The 18,018-nt window shown below is 38.6% G+C and carries 19 protein-coding genes, 1 tRNA gene and 1 pseudogene; 10 read left to right on the forward strand and 11 right to left on the reverse strand.

What is annotated here, in order from left to right; all coding sequences use genetic code 11:
* Window positions 1-11 precede the first annotated feature (11 nt).
* The 3 genes and pseudogenes from IV514_RS05385 to IV514_RS05395 form a co-directional block, all read left to right on the forward strand.
* Window positions 12-392: a hypothetical protein gene (locus IV514_RS05385; protein ID WP_206483875.1), complete on the forward strand. Its 381-nt coding sequence runs from the start codon at window positions 12-14 to the stop codon at window positions 390-392.
* 125 nt (window positions 393-517) lie between these two features.
* Window positions 518-1,462, forward strand: coding sequence for an RDD family protein (locus tag IV514_RS05390; RefSeq protein ID WP_241242177.1), 945 nt, complete (start codon window positions 518-520; stop codon window positions 1,460-1,462).
* Window positions 1,463-1,546: 84 nt separating this feature from the next.
* Window positions 1,547-1,720: pseudogene (locus tag IV514_RS05395) on the forward strand (transposase); the annotation flags it as partial.
* Between the two features lie 151 nt (window positions 1,721-1,871).
* On the opposite strand, the gene IV514_RS05400 reads toward IV514_RS05395, so the two are convergent.
* Together IV514_RS05400 and IV514_RS05405 are read right to left on the reverse strand one after the other, a co-directional pair.
* Entirely contained in the window at window positions 1,872-2,351 is a 480-nt protein-coding gene (locus IV514_RS05400; protein ID WP_206483876.1) for a nucleoside deaminase, read from the reverse strand.
* A complete protein-coding gene (locus tag IV514_RS05405) occupies window positions 2,344-3,048 on the reverse strand; it encodes an NAD(P)H-dependent oxidoreductase (RefSeq protein ID WP_206483877.1) in 705 nt (234 codons plus the stop codon). Before IV514_RS05405 ends, IV514_RS05400 begins: the two co-directional genes overlap by 8 nt.
* Window positions 3,049-3,188: 140 nt before the next feature.
* On the opposite strand from IV514_RS05405, the gene IV514_RS05410 reads away from it, so the two are divergent.
* The 3 genes from IV514_RS05410 to IV514_RS05420 all read left to right on the forward strand — a co-directional run bounded on the left by IV514_RS05410 (window position 3,189) and on the right by IV514_RS05420 (window position 5,420).
* Entirely contained in the window at window positions 3,189-4,040 is an 852-nt protein-coding gene (locus IV514_RS05410) for a LysR family transcriptional regulator (RefSeq protein WP_206483878.1), read from the forward strand.
* A gap of 139 nt (window positions 4,041-4,179) precedes the next feature.
* Entirely contained in the window at window positions 4,180-4,461 is a 282-nt protein-coding gene (locus IV514_RS05415) for a hypothetical protein (RefSeq protein ID WP_206483879.1), read from the forward strand.
* Between the two features lie 95 nt (window positions 4,462-4,556).
* Window positions 4,557-5,420, forward strand: a complete 864-nt coding sequence (locus IV514_RS05420; RefSeq protein ID WP_206483880.1) for an acyl-CoA thioester hydrolase/BAAT C-terminal domain-containing protein — start codon at window positions 4,557-4,559, stop codon at window positions 5,418-5,420.
* Window positions 5,421-5,669: 249 nt separating this feature from the next.
* Here IV514_RS05420 and IV514_RS05425 read toward each other — a convergent pair whose 3' ends face one another.
* The 9 genes from IV514_RS05425 to aceK form a co-directional block, all read right to left on the reverse strand.
* Window positions 5,670-6,440, reverse strand: coding sequence for a hypothetical protein (locus IV514_RS05425; protein ID WP_206483881.1), 771 nt, complete (start codon window positions 6,438-6,440; stop codon window positions 5,670-5,672).
* 196 nt (window positions 6,441-6,636) lie between these two features.
* Entirely contained in the window at window positions 6,637-7,401 is a 765-nt protein-coding gene (locus tag IV514_RS05430) for an MBL fold metallo-hydrolase (protein WP_206483882.1), read from the reverse strand.
* Window positions 7,402-7,486: 85 nt separating this feature from the next.
* Window positions 7,487-8,716, reverse strand: a complete 1,230-nt coding sequence (locus tag IV514_RS05435) for an erythromycin esterase family protein (RefSeq protein ID WP_206483883.1) — start codon at window positions 8,714-8,716, stop codon at window positions 7,487-7,489.
* Window positions 8,716-9,270 (reverse strand): cytochrome b/b6 domain-containing protein, encoded by a 555-nt coding sequence (locus IV514_RS05440; RefSeq protein ID WP_206483884.1) that lies wholly within the window; start codon window positions 9,268-9,270, stop codon window positions 8,716-8,718. The genes IV514_RS05435 and IV514_RS05440 overlap by 1 nt, the downstream gene beginning before the upstream one ends.
* Before the next feature lie 93 nt (window positions 9,271-9,363).
* Entirely contained in the window at window positions 9,364-10,143 is a 780-nt protein-coding gene (locus IV514_RS05445) for a LytTR family DNA-binding domain-containing protein (protein ID WP_206483885.1), read from the reverse strand.
* Between the two features lie 211 nt (window positions 10,144-10,354).
* Entirely contained in the window at window positions 10,355-10,798 is a 444-nt protein-coding gene (gene rimI / locus IV514_RS05450) for a ribosomal protein S18-alanine N-acetyltransferase (protein WP_206483886.1), read from the reverse strand.
* Window positions 10,799-11,173, reverse strand: a complete 375-nt coding sequence (locus IV514_RS05455; protein WP_206483887.1) for a DNA polymerase III subunit psi — start codon at window positions 11,171-11,173, stop codon at window positions 10,799-10,801. It lies immediately after the preceding gene.
* A 129-nt stretch (window positions 11,174-11,302) separates the two neighbouring features.
* A tRNA-Trp gene (locus IV514_RS05460) sits at window positions 11,303-11,379 on the reverse strand.
* Window positions 11,380-11,489: 110 nt separating this feature from the next.
* Complete coding sequence (gene aceK, locus IV514_RS05465; RefSeq protein WP_206483888.1) at window positions 11,490-13,220, reverse strand: bifunctional isocitrate dehydrogenase kinase/phosphatase; 1,731 nt, start codon at window positions 13,218-13,220, stop codon at window positions 11,490-11,492.
* A 246-nt stretch (window positions 13,221-13,466) separates the two neighbouring features.
* On the opposite strand from aceK, the gene queA reads away from it, so the two are divergent.
* From queA to secD, 4 genes are all read left to right on the forward strand, one after another.
* Window positions 13,467-14,516 (forward strand): tRNA preQ1(34) S-adenosylmethionine ribosyltransferase-isomerase QueA, encoded by a 1,050-nt coding sequence (queA, locus tag IV514_RS05470; RefSeq protein ID WP_206483889.1) that lies wholly within the window; start codon window positions 13,467-13,469, stop codon window positions 14,514-14,516.
* 93 nt (window positions 14,517-14,609) lie between these two features.
* Window positions 14,610-15,743 carry a tRNA guanosine(34) transglycosylase Tgt gene (tgt, locus tag IV514_RS05475; RefSeq protein ID WP_206484037.1) on the forward strand — a complete coding sequence of 378 codons (1,134 nt, stop codon included), beginning with the start codon at window positions 14,610-14,612 and terminating at the stop codon, window positions 15,741-15,743.
* Between the two features lie 33 nt (window positions 15,744-15,776).
* Window positions 15,777-16,112 (forward strand): preprotein translocase subunit YajC, encoded by a 336-nt coding sequence (yajC, locus tag IV514_RS05480; RefSeq protein WP_206483890.1) that lies wholly within the window; start codon window positions 15,777-15,779, stop codon window positions 16,110-16,112.
* 58 nt (window positions 16,113-16,170) lie between these two features.
* Window positions 16,171-18,018 carry a protein translocase subunit SecD gene (secD, locus tag IV514_RS05485; RefSeq protein ID WP_206483891.1) on the forward strand — a complete coding sequence of 616 codons (1,848 nt, stop codon included), beginning with the start codon at window positions 16,171-16,173 and terminating at the stop codon, window positions 18,016-18,018.

Genomic DNA, 18,018 nt, shown 5'->3' on the forward strand with positions numbered 1-18,018 from the left:
TAGGAGTAGTTTTGAGTTCACGGTTTAATAAAAAAGCATTAATTCGTTGGAAGGTCTATATTGATCGCTCAAAAATGTATATCGGATATGTACAATTCTTACTTATTATTTTTGTTTTCATAAAGTCATTAGGTGATAACCCTGTAACAAATTTTGTGTTTAACAGCCCACTAATCGCTGTACCGATTATTTTAATCATTTTTGTATTAGCTTCTTTGGTGCTCGGTTATTTAGATTCTAGGCTTGGGTTTCGTGAAGAAGAAATTAGAAATCACTCTAGGTCTAACCCTGTGTTAATGGATATTCAAAAATCTTTGGCTGAGTTAAATGAAAAGGTTTCTAGAATAGAACAAGATAACAAGAATATTAAATCTAGTGAAAAAGATACATAACAAACGCATTAAAAATGGACGTCTAAAGCTTGGCTGGCGCTCATTCTTCGCTAATTTTAGCCAAGCTTTTTCCGCCCCTTATGCGGGCGTTAGATTACTTTAAATATTGTAGTAAGGATTAAATTTTGGAAGAAGTACAAGAAAAATGGATTTGTGGGTTCTGGAGAAGAATCGGGGCGCTGTTTATTGACACTCTTGTTTTAGGTGTTTTGGGATATGTTGTAGGTTTATTCCTTGAAGATATCTTTGTTCAGCTCGGTGGCTGGGGAAGATTAATTGGCTTTGTCGTATCAATTACATATTTTGGAGTTATGAATAGCTCTTTATCAAATGGCCAAACTATCGGTAAGAGAATACTAAATACCAAGGTTGTAGATTCATCCAATTCAACTATTAGTCTACCTAAATCATTTTTAAGGTATAGCTTCCTTGCAGTTCCATTTTCACTGAATGGAGCACAAATTACTAACGAAGCATTGCTTTCATATTTAATGTATCCGTTGTCATTTATTATATTTGGTGGCTTATTTTCAATTTCTTACTTATATATTTTTAACCGTGCAACTCGGCAATCATTACATGACCTTGCTGTAGATACTTATGTTGTAAATACTGAGGTTAGCCCTGAAGAGTTACCTTCCGTGTGGAAACCGCACTTAGTTGTGGTTGCAGGTTTATTCGTTACAGCAGCCCTTGTACCAGTATTTACTTCCGACTTAGCTAAATCAGTACCTTTCAAAGGCTTATTAGCTACTCAGGAAGCAATAAATAGTAACGAATCAGTAAAATATGCAGGTGTCACAGAAGGTTCAACTACTTTCACTTCGTCTGATTCAGGCACGACAACGACTACTTATGTGAATACACAGGCTTTTCTCTATAAAAATAATGTTGACGATTCGGATATTGCCAAGCAATTAGCACAGGTGATAGTTAAAACTTATCCAGAGTCACTAAACAAAAACTTGATTCAAGTAACGCTTACTTATGGTTATGATATTGGTATTGCATCAAAGTGGAATAGTTACAACCACCAGTTTAACCCTCAAGAGTTAAATCGTTCGGAGTAGTCGTAATCTAACAAGAGACTATGGCGTCAATGTGGTCTTGACCCGTTTTAGTGGACACCTCTTCATTACATTGAGGAGGCTACAATGCCTAGATATACCCAACCTAAAAAGACATGGTTTTATCCTGTCGATTTCAAAATCAAAGCAGTCGAACTAAGCTTAAACGACAATGTTATGTCTAAGGATGTTGCAGAGGCACTCGATATACACCCGTTAATGCTCTGTCGTTGGCGTAAAGAATATCGTGAAGGAAAGTTTAACAACTGGTCTTGACCCGCTTTAGTGGACACCTCCTCATTACATTGAGGAGGCTACAATGCCTAGATATACCCAACCCAAAAAAAGTGGACATCGTAATATGGCGCTTATTAAAAACTGGATACTAACAAAAAGGTTTAGAGTACTAATCTTAATCACTCAGATTAATTTTGGCTATCTCGAATGGAAGCAATTTCCTGTCATTATTTAGCTTCACAACCTCGAGCTCATGAAAGAGACTGGCATTGAAATACTTGTAAGTCCATTGATAATCGAACCCGTGTTTTTCCGCCTCATATCTATCCGATATGATTATAACTTTCATAATCTCTGCAATACGGATTGCCATATAACACAGAGCACAAGGCTCTCCTGAAGCAATTAATGTTGTCCCTTTTAAAGAAACGTTTTTTTCATTCCATGAAGAATTTCTTATCGCCTGAATTTCAGCATGTGCGGTACAATCCAGATGCTTGGCGACTTGATTTACCCCTTTGCCAATAATTTCTCCATTCTGGTTAATGATAATTGCTGCAAACGGCAAGCCACCTATCTTGACATTGCTGATAGCTAAATCAATAACGTTTTCTCCACACTTTATGAGCAGTTCTTCAGTGATATGGTCAGACATTAGTGGTCTCACCTTTTAACGATGGTGCCATAGTTGAAATACTAAGTTCTGATGCGATACATTCGGCTCGGTGTTTTGCATTGGCTACTGACATGCGGTGTCTCTCGTCGCCAAATTCTTGGTATTCAGAGGCAATCTCATAAATTGTATCCACTCCTAAGTATTTACTCAGTGTTCGTAGGTGCGGTACCAGGTGACCAGAATCTTCTCTTATCCCTCCGTTCTCAAAACCAAACTCTCCGCTGGAAGTCACTATGATCAATGTCTTACTTGAGAATAAAGGCTTCAACGGGAAATCCCCTCGTGAGAGATCGAAATCAAACGTTTTGTTTATGCGTACAATTTGATCGAACCACGCTTTTAGCTGAGCCGGCATGCCGTAGTTATACATTGGTGAGGAAATCAAGATAACATCTGCTACTTCTACCTCAGCTATCAGTTTATCTGATAGTGACAGTTTCTCTTTCTGTGCAGGGGTTCTTTTTTCTTCAGGGGTAAACACAGCGCCAATCCAATCTTGTGTAATGAAAGCAGGAGGGTTAACTCCAACGTCACGATAGATATATTCATCTTCAGGACGATTATTTTTCCATGTATCAATAAATCGAAGAGCAATATTTTTCGATATGGAATTGTGGTCTGGGTTTGGGTTGAACGCAGCTCTAACGCTTGAATCAATGTGTAATAATGTGCTCATGTGTATTCTCTTAGTTGATTAGTAACAGGAGCTATTTTGTGATTTTGAGTAGATTAGTACAAACGAGAAAGTTACACTTATAGATGAGTTTAAATCATCTAAGAGAATCGATGAACTAGTTGTTAATTTGGAGATTAAGTTTGCAGGTATCGTTACAGGCACTGAAAGCCTTTGAGGCGGCTGCCCGTCGGGGAAGTTTTAAGTTGGCTGCAGAAGAACTTTCGCTGACGCCAACAGCCATTTCACACCACATTACCAACCTAGAAAGTCGGTTAAATGTAAATTTGTTTCATCGACTTGGAAGGCGGATATTACTAACCGAAACAGGTAAAAGACTAGCTAAAGCAACCTCGGACGGATTTCGGAAAATTGACAGTGCTCTAGAAGAGGTGATGAAGGCTGGCAGTGTGGTGAGAGTGACTACAACATCATCATTAGCTGCTATGGTGCTGATCCCTTCCCAGCATGAATTCGAACAAGCAAACCCCGATATTTCTATGGAAATATCGACCGGTGAGTCGGTCGATAGTCAATCATATATTATTCCAATTCGGTTTGGTGACGCCTCACTTGCCGAGGATTCTGATGTTATTAGATTTGAATCATTCAATGTATTTGGTGCTTATGGAATGACGCCTCCTTCTTGGTCAAATGACCCCATTACCCTTTTTACAACGGAGTGGAAAAATAAATCGTTACAGGATCCTCCACTAGGCGCTTGGTTGGAAAAAAATGGATTGGATGGGTCTAATATTAAACTTAAAAAATTTGATCAAGAGCTTTTCGGGATCCAGCAGGCTATGGCAGAGAATGGACTTGTGTTCTGTTCTACGACGCTCACTAAAAGGCTGTTAAAATCTAACCTTCTACAACAATTTGAAACTCGATCGGTCAAATCAGACTTTTGCTATTATGTACCAAATAAGGACAGCTTCGAAACTAGAAGTGCAGCCAGATTTCTAAATTGGATCGAAGATGTTTTGAATCAATAATTCGTGCGGGCACTTCTGGTTAACTGAGTATTCCCAAGGCAAAATACCTGCATAACAAGTTGCTGCATAAGGAAAAATTACTCGCTGCACTCCCACTTTTCCAGTGAGCAAGGCTTTATACGTAAAGGAAGTTCAGCAGATGGAATTAAATTCTGTAGAAGATGTAAAAGCACTTACTGAGTATCAAAAAATAGATCAAATACAACGTATTGAGAAAAAAATTCATAGGCTTAGTTTTATTCCTTTCATAGGCGGCCTAATGCTTTTGCTTTACAGTTTCTGGCTAATTTGGTCAGGAATTAATTCGCTATCTCCAGCCCACCTTATTGTCGTAGCTTCATTTGTTGCATCAATTGGGCACTCTAATGTGCAACGAACCGATTTGATTAAACATTTGTTTGAGTTAAAGTACGGCAAATAATTTACGTTTAACAAGGCTATAATGGCAATTGGACGCAAAACGCTTGGCTTGCGCTCATTCTTCGCTAATTTTAGCCAAGCATTTATGCGCCCCATATGGCGGCGTTAGCACTACAAGGAGATAGCGTGCACAAATCCATATCATTTTTACTTCTAGTTGCTTTATTAGTTTCTTTTTCATTAAAAGCTGAAAATCACCAATATGAGGTAAATAAAGTCGAATATAAAAATTTAGTCGCTAACTTGTATTTACCTCAAACTGACAGAAAACTTCCTGTAGTTATTGCCTTTGGTGGTTTTGAAGGTGGATTAGGTACTGGTGATGCTAACGGTGAAATGATCGCTCCTCACGGTATTGCTGTTTTAGGGTTAGCTTACTTTAAAGAAAAAGGTATTTCTCAAACTCTAGATCAAATACCAATGGAATATTTTATTGAAGCAATTGATTATTTAGAAACTCATCCTTTAATAGATTCTTCTAGAATTGGTGTTGTTGGTGGCTCTAGAGGCTCGGAAGCTGCTTTTTTATTAGCAAGTATGGACGCTCGAATCAAGTCGGTTGTTGTCACGACCCCAAGCAAGGTTGCTTGGTATGGTCTAACAGTACCCAAGTCAGCTTGGACATATGAAGGTCAAGATATTCCTGCTTTGGGGTTAGCGTTGGATTCAAGTGCTAAGTTAATCGACAGGTTTACTGTTGCATTAGATAATAAAACTAACGTAAATAAATCTTTATTTAAATTTGAAAATATTAATGGTCCAATATTTATGATTTCAGCAGAAAACGATCAAGTGTGGCCGTCTTATAAAATGTCTAAAGACATAGAGCTTTATTTAAAAAACAAGCAGTTTAAACACAAAGTAATTCATAACTCTTATAAAACTGGTCACGGTTTCAGTAAAGAGACAGCTCCCGAAATTAAAAAATCTATCATTAATCACTTTGTAAGTACATTGTAGCGCTAACAAAAATACTATGGTTTTGAATGTCAGTATTTAGTACTTTCTGGAAAAAGTGAACAACGGAAGTTGAAAGGTTTATTGTCTAATGAACTTTCTATACGCAAAAAAAGCAAAAGATAATATGTTTACAGTAGCTTTGCCATCAACCGTAAGCGTAAAAGCGTTATTGGTGTGATGAACCAATTCTACATTGTATTCACTATCCCTAAATAATGTGTATCGCTTCAAACGCTAGAATATTTGTAATTAACGTAATGCTTTGAGTCCATTTCTTATCTCTGGGTAATATTTTGTAAGACTGGAAATGTTAGATGCTAACTGAGAATAACGAAGCCTTAAAAGGCCTAATATTTCCTTGTTTTGTTTAAGAATATTTACTATCTCTTTTATTGATTCTTTTGAAGACTTCAGTTTACACGGGTAATCAAGTGAATTTACTATGGTTTTGTAGTCCAATGTTTGTGCTAATTTATCGCCACACTGTTTTAGCAACTCATCTTGTAACGTAATAGGTACAGATTTTCTGAATAATTCCCTGTATTTTGAATTCTGACCATTTGTTCTTAATGTTTTAAATAATTCAAAATTGTATACATGTATGGCAGTTTTTAGTAAAATTTCATCTTTGATTAGTTTCAGTTCACCATTTGCTCTAAGTTCATCAAATGTGGCACTAATTCTATAATCAATTTGATATTGAGTTGCTCGGTAAGCGGCTATTATAAATTCTTCATCATTTAAGTATTGGTCATGTTCTAAATCACTGATCACTTTTTCTAAATTGTTTTTTACATCACTATAATATTCAATCAGATACTGATAGTTCCATGCTTCTTCTTTTAGGTCTTTCCTGAGCCGTTCAGACATTATGCTAGATTGCTCATTACTTTTACGTTCTTCATTCCAATTTGAAACTTGTAAACCAACAAATATACCTAATACGACAATAAAAAAGTCTAACACTACCGCTAACCAATTTTGTTTTGATAGATTATCTAATACGCGTCGAAAGAGCATTTTGTTGTTTTCTTATTTATATTTATTTTGTTCCAGATTAGAACAATAACTAAGGTGTTTCAATTATAGGAGTTAAATGTCTGCTATAGGTACTTTTTCGACAGTGACATTTGATTGAAATTATTCATCTAATTTTGTGAACACCAAGCGACTTTGTCGTGCTTTAATTGCCAAAAGATCCTGTTGAAGTCACCCATTAAGACTTTAATCGACTGACACCAAATAACACTTTTTTTAATTTTGCTTTGGTTGATCGCCAATGGGTCATTGGGATAGAGGGAGATTGTGCGATGATCTGCTCGAATTCCTCATCTGATAATTGTATGTCATTGCCATGAGCCAATAATATTTTGTTTACTTGTAAATGCTTAATGCGGTTTAGCGAGGCTTTATAACGGTTGGGATAAAATATTGGGTAAGGGAAGGTGGCTTTTCCTTTCACTTTGACTAATAAGTCCGCAATATAGACACAATTTTCTGCTCGATGATACAAGGATAAGTCTCTATCTGTGTGCCCTTGAGTAAACAGGGCTTGCCAATCGGGAAAGTGCGGTATGGTATCACCATCATTTAAGGCAACATCTGCGGTTAATTTACGTGAGTACCAGATATTTTTTCTTGGCTTGGCTTTACGCTTGGCTACCCACTGAGTTAGTGCCATATCGGTCAGGTGCATTAAAAAACCGTCAATGCCTGAGTACCACTGACCACTGACATTTGCGCTTGCCACGGTACATTGAGTTAATTTTCTTAATTGGTTAGCAGCCCCTGCATGATCTGGATGCATATGTGTGACAACAACCGTTGTTAAATCTGAAAAGCTTCGGCCAAGCTTGTGGATAATAAAGTGCGCTAATGTTGTGATATCTGCACGACTACAACCGTCGAGTAGCAGTAAACCATGCGGGTACTCAACTAGATAAATAGTTTGGATATAACCTGAAATTTTATGGAGTTTCATATTGCTATTCTATCGGTAAACTCCTTTATTGGTAAAACTATTTATTCAGGCACCAGTAAGCCATTGGCTACTGGTGTTTAATGGCTTATGGGCTTGGTGATACTTGCTTGATCAAAAAGCTAGCGTCAAAGTGCGACTGCCAATGCTTTACTTTTATCTGGTGCTCACTTTGGTAACCATGACCAAATAACGAAAACTCTTGATATTGTTTTGCCTTAAATTGCGCTGGTTGAATAAACACCGCTTGATTATTGTGTTTAAAGGGGAGCGTGAGATCAGCGGCTAAGTGCGGTTTATCTATTAGAGGTAATTGATTTACTGAACCATCAATGTAGTTTCTGTAGCTACCTGATAAGCCCGCAATATTAACATGGTATGATTTGCTTGCATATTTGCTCGCTAATGCGGTCGCAACGTTGTGGTAACGGTTAGTGATATATCCTTGTTTGTTTACATGCACATAGTGCCCCCAAATAATAACTTTTTTATTGGGGTAAACATGGGTGAGTAACCAATCAATATTATTCGCCATTACCAGATCATGCTCGTCAAAGCGCCTTATTTGATAATCAACCTCAATCAGTCTTAATACACCAGCTAGTAAGCGAGCAAAATAGGCAGGAGAGTCTAATTGAGGTTGTTTATCTGCAGCAATGAGCGCATCAATAATGTGGTAGCCGTGCTGAAGTAAACCCTTGGTTTCATTATTACTGAAGGAGAGCGGTTTTCTGGCGATACTCGCTTGTAACATCTTAGAGAATACAGGCCAGTTCGCCAAAAGTTGCTGAGCTTGTGGCAGTTTATCTAGTTGAGATTTTAACCGATGAACAAAATGTTTTATCGATTGTTCCCCACTTAAGCGACCATCAAAACCAGTAACAGCCAATGGGTTACTGCTAGCCCTTTGCTGATCGATATAATTTAGTAGTGATAAAAACGCCTGATCTTTCGCGTAGGCAAAAAAGACATTACCTAGCGCTTGGCTTGCTAAACTTTGCTGAGTGTTTTTCCAGATCTCTTGCACATCAAAAAAGCCACTTTCAAGGAGTAGCACATCAAAGCCATGCTGTTGATGAAGGTATTTTACTAAACGTGATTTCAGCGCGAAAACTTCATGTTCGCCATGGGTAAGCTCATCAAGATAAACAATATTTTTATTGCGAATTTGCTTACCAAACTGGCTTAAATCACTAAAGTCTTGATCATCGGTTAACGATACCGTGGTAAAAGGAGATAAAGTAAGCTGAGTTTGTGCAATTGCTGGTAAGAAGCAAAGTAAAAGTAGACAGCTGCTTAACAGGTTAAAATATTTCATTATACCGTCTCCGATTGTGTATAACGTTTAGACATCATGCGTTTGAGCGTTAAGTCTTTATCAACAAAATGATGCTTTAATGCCGCGATGATATGTGCACTGAGCAATGCCACAAAAGTAAAACCTGTATAAGTGTGTGTTTGCTTACCTAGGTTACTTAAGGTTGCACTAAAAGGGATCACATCTCCTGATATCGTGTAATTATCTGGGATAATTACGATGTTAAAGAGGCTAACACCGTAGCCGCCAAAGCCTGAATAGATCAGCCCAGATATTGGCATCAATATACTACAAGCTAATAACAAGTTATGGGCGCAGTTAACTAGCCATTGATGTGTCGAACCATCGGCTATTGATGGCCAAGTGTGTTGATAGCGATGATACAAACGCATCATAACGAATACTAATGCTATGACACCCAAAGATTTATGCCAGTGGTAAATTGAATAGTCGTTACCATCTGCCATATAAAAGCCGGCGGCGAGTAGGTTGATAAGCAGTAATGCGCTGACCCAATGAAACACTCGGGTCGGCAGGTATTTATCTGAAATCATATCGGATTCTCCATCATTAATTTGCCTTTAGCTTATGTTTGCTAGGCCATATCAACTACGGTTTTGTGATGAATGGATGGATTTTGGTATCAATTAATATTCGCTGAGGCTAATGGGATAATCGGCGAGTTTTTCTTTGATATTGCTTTTACAGCGTTTACTAATGGCCACCTGTTGATGGTTGTTTAAGATGGCTAATGCATTACCAGATGTTTGATTCTGAATAGCGCTAATACAATGTAAATTAACTATGTTGCTTCGATGGCACTGGTAAAAGTGATCGGGGAGTTCAGTTAATATTTGCTTTAAACTGGCGCGTTTTAAATATTGGCCTTCAGTGCTGTTGATTTCAACATAATTACCTGCAGAGCGTATCAAATATATTGTTTGCACATCGAGTTTAAAAGGTCTGCCTAAATGTTCGAGCTCAATGAGTACGAGGGGAGATGTTTTTGCTGTTTGGCTATCACTTGCTTTGATCGGTGCTTGCTGGTGTGTTTGCAAATTATGTATATGCTTTTGATAAATTTTTACATACCAATACAGGTAAATAGCACCAAATATGGCGAGTTGTTTCGGCATAAATAACACAAAATACCCCGTTAAATCGGTTTTTACATAGGAAAAATCGAACAGTAGTTGCAGGGTTATAGCAATCAGCACCATAGGCGCGCCGATAACTATCGCATTGTTAAGTAGAGAATGTTTTTTCATCCTCAATGTTAACATCAGCAATGACAGCGGCGCTGTAAAGTACCAAATGCCTGAAAGCTTTAGCCACCAAAGAAGATGGTCGAGATATTGAGTATCGCCTTTAGCAACATAGTTGAAGTAAAAAACACTATAAATGGCAATGAACAGCAAGTAAGCCATGCCAAACCAAGCGAGATTAATTAGTGCTTGAGTGTGTGCTTTTGATTGATGTAAGAGAGGTTTAAATTGGCGTAATAAGAGCAAATTAAATGATTTTCTACATAGCTAAATTATTCGGAATTTCAGTTTAATGTTAAATAAAATCAAAGCCAAACATTGATTTATATGTTTTCGTAATTAAATGTATCATGTTTGGTGGGCGATTATTGGCTTAGTTCTGTTTCGACATAACAATGGCATCTTCATAGCCAACGTTACTTGGGTAATACCCCGTTCGTCTGCCTATTTCCGAATAGCCATGATTAATATACATCATTAGTGCGGAGATATTTTTAGCACGCACTTCTAATAAAAATGTATTAGCGCCTAATGCTTGGGCTTGTTCATGATAGTGGGCAAGTAAATGTTTACCATAACCATTTCCTTGCATGTTTGGATCAATACAAATATCCATTAAGGTTGCTTCGCCCAAAATATATTCGCCAATATAAAAACCTATTATTTGCTCATTTAAGTGTAAATAGTAGCCAAAATATCGGCCACCAATACAACTAGCGAATACTTTTTCACTCCAAGGATGGCTATGGCAAGCATTTTCAATCGTCATTAATCGGCTGACATCTGCCTGAGTAATGGCGTAAAACTCTAGCGACATTTATTGTGCTTCCATGTTAATGGGGTGGATCAGTTGCCATAACGCTTTTTTAATATCGCTATTGCTAAGCTGTTTTACCTTGGGGGTAATTAACACGCCATCGCTATAGCTGACGGTCGCTTGGTCATGAAAATACCAATGAATATCATTAAATACTATTGCCTTGTCTTTTTGAGTGACATCGGCAAGGTTGGTATTAAACGCTAACATAATGTCTTGAAACAGTTGTTGCTCGGCTAACTCATTTAACGAGACCGTTAGATAGTCACCTTGCGGCTTAGCTTGATTGCTGGGTGTTGTTGGCTGATCTTTTCGTTGCCACAAATCAATGCCCATTTCAGTTAAATAGCTAAATTGCTTGGCGGAAATACTCATATAGGCTGTGTTGATTCATTGATGCAATATGTCGTCAGTATAAAACTCGCGCTTGGGCTTGTTAAGCTATTTTATTAACTAAAAGGTAATATTGAGAAAATTAAAAGAATTGGCTATCAAAAGATAAGATGGCAGGGGTAGAGAGATTCGAACTCCCAACCGTCGGTTTTGGAGACCGCTGTTCTACCAATTGGAACTATACCCCTGCAACGGAGGTGAATTATACGCAAGCAAATCTAAAGGTAAAGTGCTAAATGAAAAAATTATACTGTTCGGCTAAATATTGTTCACCACATGCTGCATAAGCGGTTGGCACTCATTCGAGTAGCTTTAACGATTTAGGATAAGGGAAGACATCCTCATAAATACCTTGTTTAATATTTTTCTGTCGTTGCTGCCAATAATCTGCGGTCAGTAGGTCAGCATGATGAATTAAAAATGCTTTTCGATATTTAGGATTTGCTAAGGCAAAGGTGGCTAACTCTTCTGGAAACATATCGCCAGGTTCTACACTATACCAAGGCTCTGCAGCATATATTTGTTCTTCAGTTACTGGCTCTGGCTTTACGCGAAAATTTACTTCATCCATATAGGTGATTTCATCGTAATCATAAAAAATTACCCGCCCGTGCCGGGTGACGCCAAAGTTTTTCAACAGCATATCGCCAGGAAAGATATTGGCGGCGATTAATTGTTTGATTGCTTCACCATAACCAAACATGGCTTCTTCAATTTGTTCATCGCTGGCATCCGCTAAATATAAATTCAGTGGGGTCATGCGCCGTTCTATATATAAATGCTCGATAATAATTAAATCATCTTCAAAACGAATGATTGATGGCGCAACTGTGGTTAACTCATCGAGTAGCTCTTGTGAAAAACGATTTTTAGGGAAGGCTACTTCGGAATATTCCATGGTATCAGCCATCCGTCCAACGCGATCATGAAGCTTAACAAGGCGATATTTTGCTTTGACGTCCTTTTTGGTCATTTGTTTACTCGGGGCAAACTTATCTTTAATAATTTTAAATACATAAGGGTATGAAGGCAGTGTAAATACTGACATCACCATACCTTTAATACCATCAGCTAATTTAAACTGGTCGTCACTTTTAGCCAAATGATGGAGAAAATCACGATAAAACTGCGTTTTACCTTGTTTGTGAAAACCAATAGCAGAATAGAGATCGGCACGTGTTTTATGTGGGATCAAACCGCGTAAAAAATTGACTAAGGCTTGCGGATACAAACAGTCAACAAAAAAGTATGAACGGGCAAAGCCAAACACTACTGCCATATTTTCTTGTTTGGTCAGTAAGGCATCTAGGTGCAGCCCTTGTTGTTCATCATTGGTGACTGAAACAATAAAAGGCATTTCACCGTTTGGTGTCAGAACTCGACCAATAATATAAGCGCCTTTACTGCGGTAGAAGGTAAAATTGAGCATATCAATTTCCAACTCAGACAACTCATAACTGGCTAAGTTAGATTGTTTCCTGAACATGCGGAGTAAGGCATTGACTTCAGATTTTAACTGGGGAAAAGGCAAGGTAAAATCAGCATTGGCAATAATCTGGTTAATGGTTTTTCGTAAACCATTTTCGGCAGGTTGATACCGAGTGTATATTGGTGGGTGAACGATATCATTTAAATCAGTTTGCCCTGATTCAACAAAAATAAAGTCATTATGATAATACTTGCGCTCAAATAAATGACAAAACACTGAATTATAGAAACTTTCTGCCAGTTCAGCCTGAGGGTGTTGATCGAGCAGTTTAAGGTAGCAATGTTTGATTGCTTTCCATAGCTCATCATCGAGCTGCATAATTTCAAAGTCATGTTTAATGGTGACTAACGTTTCTTCAACACGCTTATCAAAATAGTCAGTACGTTCACGTGCAGCTTGTTGAATTTCATGCCATTGACATTGTTCAAAACGCTCTTTAGCTGAGCGCGTTAATTCACTAAAAATATAAATATGACGAGCAAAACCATTGAGTATGGTTTTGGCAATGGCGTGTACGAGGGCGTGATTGTTTGGCGTCATAAACAGCTCTTTTATTGTGCTTTGCCTTAGCATACGATAATTAAATGCCTAAGGGCGATAGTTTTTTAGTATGACTAAAATAAACCGTATTTATACCTCTTGGTATGGAGATTTATCTCGCAAACGATCCCTGTGAGCTATTCTGTACAAATTCGTACAGATGATAATTGAGTTTTACTTGCTATTAACTAGCGTGAACACTAAAATTACGCGGTTTTTAATCAGTCAATATTTGAACCTATCATCATGCGCGTAGCCGACTTCTCCTTTGAATTACCTGAAGAGTTAATAGCTCGTTATCCTAAAGAAAACCGAACCGCGAGTCGGTTAATGACCTTAGATGGCAATAGTGGTGAAATCCAAGATTTGCATTTTGTTGATATTCTTGAACATATTAATGCTGGTGATTTATTAGTTTTTAATAATACTCGTGTTATCCCTGCGCGTATGTTTGGTCAAAAAGCCAGTGGTGGCAAAATTGAAGTATTGGTTGAACGTTTATTAGATGATAAACGATTTTTAGCGCATGTACGTGCCAGTAAATCTCCTAAAGTAGGGAGTGAGTTACTGCTTGAAGGTAAAGTAAAAGCAACCATGGTGGCGCGCCATGATGCGTTATTTGAAATAGAAGTACATGCTGAGCAAAATATTTTACATATTTTGGAAGAAATCGGCCATATGCCATTACCGCCGTATATAGACCGCCCCGATGAAGACAGTGATAAAGAGCGCTATCAAACGGTATATAATGAAAAACCAGGTGCTGTTGCAGCGCCAACAGCGGGGTTGCATTTTGATGATGCACTATTGAAAAAAATAGCTGAAAAAGGGGCAGAGCTAGCGTTTGTCACTTTACATGTTGGCGCTGGTACGTTTCAACCCGTTCGCGTAGATGAAATTGCCGATCATGTGATGCATGCCGAATATGTTGAGGTGCCACAAACTGTGGTGGATCAAATTAAGCAAACTAAAGCCAATGGTGGCCGCGTAATTGCCGTAGGTACTACTTCGGTACGTTCAATCGAAAGTGCCGCACAGGTAGCGAAAGCGAAGGGACAAGCACTACAAGAGTTTTATGGTGATACCGATATATTTATCACACCTGGTTATCAGTTTGAGGTGATTGATGCGTTGATCACTAACTTTCATTTATCAGAATCTACCTTATTAATGCTGGTCAGCGCATTTGCTGGCTATGAAAATATCATGACAGCATATCAACATGCTGTACAAGAAAAGTATCGTTTCTTTAGTTATGGTGATGCCATGTTGCTGACCAAAAAAACGACGAGTTAACGATAAAAACCATTAAGCCGCTGGCCTGTTTCGCTGGTAGGTAAGGAAAACAAAATGACAGAAAAGCACACAGAGAATACGCCCCAAAAGGCGATGAGCTATGAGTTACTAAGTAAAGACGGTAAAGCACGTCGAGGCCGTTTGACTTTTGCTCGTGGTACGGTTGAAACACCGGCATTTATGCCTGTTGGTACCTATGGCACCGTAAAAGGTATGAAAAGTGAAGAAATTAAAGAGATTGGCGCAGAGATCATTTTAGGAAATACTTTTCATTTAATGCTACGTCCAGGCACCGATATTATCGAGCAACATGGTGATTTACACGACTTTATTAACTGGGACAAACCAATTTTAACTGACTCAGGTGGTTTTCAGGTCTTTAGTTTAGGGGCGATGCGAAAAATCACCGAAGAAGGGGTACGTTTTAGCTCTCCCGTCAATGGTGAGAAAATTATGCTGACGCCAGAGCGCTCAATGGAAGTACAGGCTAAATTAGGATCTGATATTGTGATGATCTTTGATGAATGTACACCATACCCTGCGACTCACCAGGAATCTAAAGAATCAATGGAGTTATCACTTCGCTGGGCGCAACGTAGTAAAGATGCCCATGGTGATAATCCTAATGCGTTATTTGGCATTGTCCAAGGCGGAATGTATGAAGACTTACGTGAAGTGTCTGTTGAAGGGTTAAAAGCCATAGATTTTGATGGTTATGCTATCGGTGGTCTTTCTGTAGGGGAGCCAAAAGAAGACATGGTGCGCATATTAGATCACACTACCCCCTTGATCCCCGAAAATAAGCCCCGATATCTCATGGGAGTAGGCAAACCTGAAGATTTGGTTGAAGGGGTGCGTCGTGGTATTGATATGTTTGATTGTGTCATGCCAACCCGTAATGCGCGAAATGGTCATTTGTTTGTCACTAATGGTGTAGTAAAAATTCGTAACGCGAAGAATAAAACCGACACAGGGCCATTAGACAGTGAATGTGATTGTTACACGTGTCAGCACTATTCTAAAGCGTATTTACATCATTTAGATAAGTGTAATGAGATTTTAGGATCGCAGCTAAATACCATTCATAACTTACGTTTTTATCAACGAGTAATGAAAGGATTGCGTGATGCGATTGAGCAAGGTAAGTTAGACGACTTTGTTGAAGAATTTTATGCCTTAAGAGGGTTACCGGTACCACCGTTAGCTGAAGGCAGTGAACAAGTTTAATTATTTATATTAGAAGAAGTATAAGAGGACATTATGAGTTTATTGATTGGTACAGCACATGCAGCAGGCGCTCCAGCTCCACAAGGTGGTGGTATGGAAATGGTGATCATGTTATTGGTTTTTGGTTTAGTGTTTTATTTCATGATTTACCGCCCTCAGGCCAAACGAGTGAAAGAACATAAAGGCTTAATGGCTGCCTTATCGAAAGGTGATGAAGTGCTCACTCAAGGTGGTTTAGTAGGTAAAATCGTTAAAGTATCTGATGAAAAAGATTTTATCGTGATCAACATTGCTGAAGGTACTGAAGTTACTGTTCAAAAAGCATCGATCAACGCAGTATTACCAAAAGGTACAATGAAAAACTTATAATTGATAACACCTGTCGCATGATGGGTGTTTTTTATTTTAAAAGAACTAAGGAAATATTGTGTTAAACAAGTCTCCATTATGGAAAACATTAATGGTGCTCTTCGTGGTAGCAATAGGGGCGCTTTACGCGTTACCTAACCTCTACGGTGAAGACCCAGCAGTGCAAATATCAGGGTTAAGAGGGGTTGAGGCAAATGCAGCTACTCTTGATTCTGTTAATTCACAATTAAGTGAGCAAAACATTGGTTATGCAAGTGCCGCGTTAGAAAATGGTCAAGTATTGATCCGCTTTAAAGATACTGAAAACCAACTTAAAGCGCGTGATATGTTAGACGAAGCTTTGGGCGATGAGTATTCTGTTGCGTTAAACTTAACGCCAGCAACGCCACAGTGGTTAGATAGTATTGGTGGTTTGCCAATGAAGCTTGGTTTGGACTTAAGTGGTGGCGTTAGCTTCACTATGGAAGTCAATATGAACGAAGCGATTGTCAAAGCACAAGATGGCATGGTAGGGGATTTTCGTACTGACTTACGCAATGAAAAAATTCGTTACCGCAGTGTCAAAAAAGCGGGTAATGGTATTGATTTACAGTTTAGAAAGCTGGAAGATCTTGAACAAGCAACTTCTTATTTGAAAAAACGCTATCGTGATTTCTTGTTTGTTGATAATGAAGATAACTTGACCTTAACTGCCACGATGACTGAACAAAAGCTAAAAGAAATTCGTGAGTATGCACTTCAGCAAAATATTACCATTATTCGTAACCGTGTAAATGAACTAGGGGTGGCTGAGCCATTAGTTCAGCGTCAAGGCCAGAAAAATATTATTATTGAGTTGCCAGGGGTACAAGATACTGCGAAAGCGAAAGAGATTCTCAATGCAACGGCGACAATCGAATTTAGAATGGTTGACGGTGAAGGTGATTTAGGTAGTGCGTTAAATGGTCGTGTTCCTGCAAGCTCACAGTTATTATATGACCGTGAAGGTCGTCCAACGCTAGTGAAAAGACGGGTCATGCTGACCGGTGATCATATTGTTGATGCAGGTTCTAGTTTTGATGAATACTCGCGTCCTCAAGTCAATATCACGCTTGATTCACCTGGCGGTAGTAAATTCTCTAATGCCACGAAAAACAATATTGGTAAGCCAATGGCGACGGTATTTATTGAATATAAACCAACCGATAAATTGGATGCACAAGGCAATACTATTTTTGAAAAGCATGAAGAAATCATCAGTGTTGCTACCATTCAAGCGCGTTTAGGGAAAACCTTTAGAATTACCGGTGCAGGCTCACAGCAAGAAGCCCATAACCTTGCGTTATTACTTCGTGCAGGTGCGCTAATTGCGCCAATACAAATTGTTGAAGAGCGTACCGTTGGCCCAACATTAGGTGCTGAAAACGTAGAGTTAGGTTTTCAAGCCATTGTTGGCGGTTTTGCGTTAGTTTTTATCTTTATGCTGATTTATTATCGAGCTTTTGGTGTGGTTGCTAACCTTGCTCTAGGAGCCAATTTGATCTTAATTGTTGGTGTGATGTCAATGATCCCAGGGGCTACTTTAACGCTTCCTGGTATGGCTGGTATCGTATTAACAGTGGGTATGGCAGTTGATGCTAACGTACTTATCTTTGAACGTATCCGTGAAGAATTGCGTAGTGGCAAGTCAGTACAGCAATCAATCCATCAAGGATATGATGCGGCATTTTCTACCATTTTAGATGCGAACATCACGACATTGATTGCAGCAATTATTTTGTTTGCTGTTGGTACAGGGCCTATCAAAGGGTTTGCTGTTACTTTATCAATCGGCATTATCACCTCGATGTTCACCGCAATTATAGGTACCCGTACCGTAGTGAACATTATTTGGGGCGGTAAACGTCTCGATAAACTGCCAATATAG

The sequence above is a fragment of the Thalassotalea sp. G2M2-11 genome, assembly GCF_017168195.1.
In the GTDB taxonomy this organism is placed as follows: Bacteria; Pseudomonadota; Gammaproteobacteria; order Enterobacterales; family Alteromonadaceae; genus Thalassotalea_E.

Coding starts and splice junctions, on each gene's coding strand:
- IV514_RS05400 (WP_206483876.1), bottom strand. CDS start 2,351: ATGTCTGACCATATCACTGAAGAACTGCTCATAAAGTGTGGAGAAAAC.
- IV514_RS05405 (WP_206483877.1), bottom strand. CDS start 3,048: ATGAGCACATTATTACACATTGATTCAAGCGTTAGAGCTGCGTTCAAC.
- IV514_RS05415 (WP_206483879.1), top strand. CDS start 4,180: ATGGAATTAAATTCTGTAGAAGATGTAAAAGCACTTACTGAGTATCAA.
- IV514_RS05420 (WP_206483880.1), top strand. CDS start 4,557: ATGGCGGCGTTAGCACTACAAGGAGATAGCGTGCACAAATCCATATCA.
- IV514_RS05425 (WP_206483881.1), bottom strand. CDS start 6,440: ATGCTCTTTCGACGCGTATTAGATAATCTATCAAAACAAAATTGGTTA.
- IV514_RS05430 (WP_206483882.1), bottom strand. CDS start 7,401: ATGAAACTCCATAAAATTTCAGGTTATATCCAAACTATTTATCTAGTT.
- IV514_RS05435 (WP_206483883.1), bottom strand. CDS start 8,716: ATGAAATATTTTAACCTGTTAAGCAGCTGTCTACTTTTACTTTGCTTC.
- IV514_RS05440 (WP_206483884.1), bottom strand. CDS start 9,270: ATGATTTCAGATAAATACCTGCCGACCCGAGTGTTTCATTGGGTCAGC.
- IV514_RS05445 (WP_206483885.1), bottom strand. CDS start 10,143: ATGGCTTACTTGCTGTTCATTGCCATTTATAGTGTTTTTTACTTCAAC.
- rimI (WP_206483886.1), bottom strand. CDS start 10,798: ATGTCGCTAGAGTTTTACGCCATTACTCAGGCAGATGTCAGCCGATTA.
- IV514_RS05455 (WP_206483887.1), bottom strand. CDS start 11,173: ATGAGTATTTCCGCCAAGCAATTTAGCTATTTAACTGAAATGGGCATT.
- aceK (WP_206483888.1), bottom strand. CDS start 13,220: ATGACGCCAAACAATCACGCCCTCGTACACGCCATTGCCAAAACCATA.
- queA (WP_206483889.1), top strand. CDS start 13,467: ATGCGCGTAGCCGACTTCTCCTTTGAATTACCTGAAGAGTTAATAGCT.
- tgt (WP_206484037.1), top strand. CDS start 14,610: ATGAGCTATGAGTTACTAAGTAAAGACGGTAAAGCACGTCGAGGCCGT.
- yajC (WP_206483890.1), top strand. CDS start 15,777: ATGAGTTTATTGATTGGTACAGCACATGCAGCAGGCGCTCCAGCTCCA.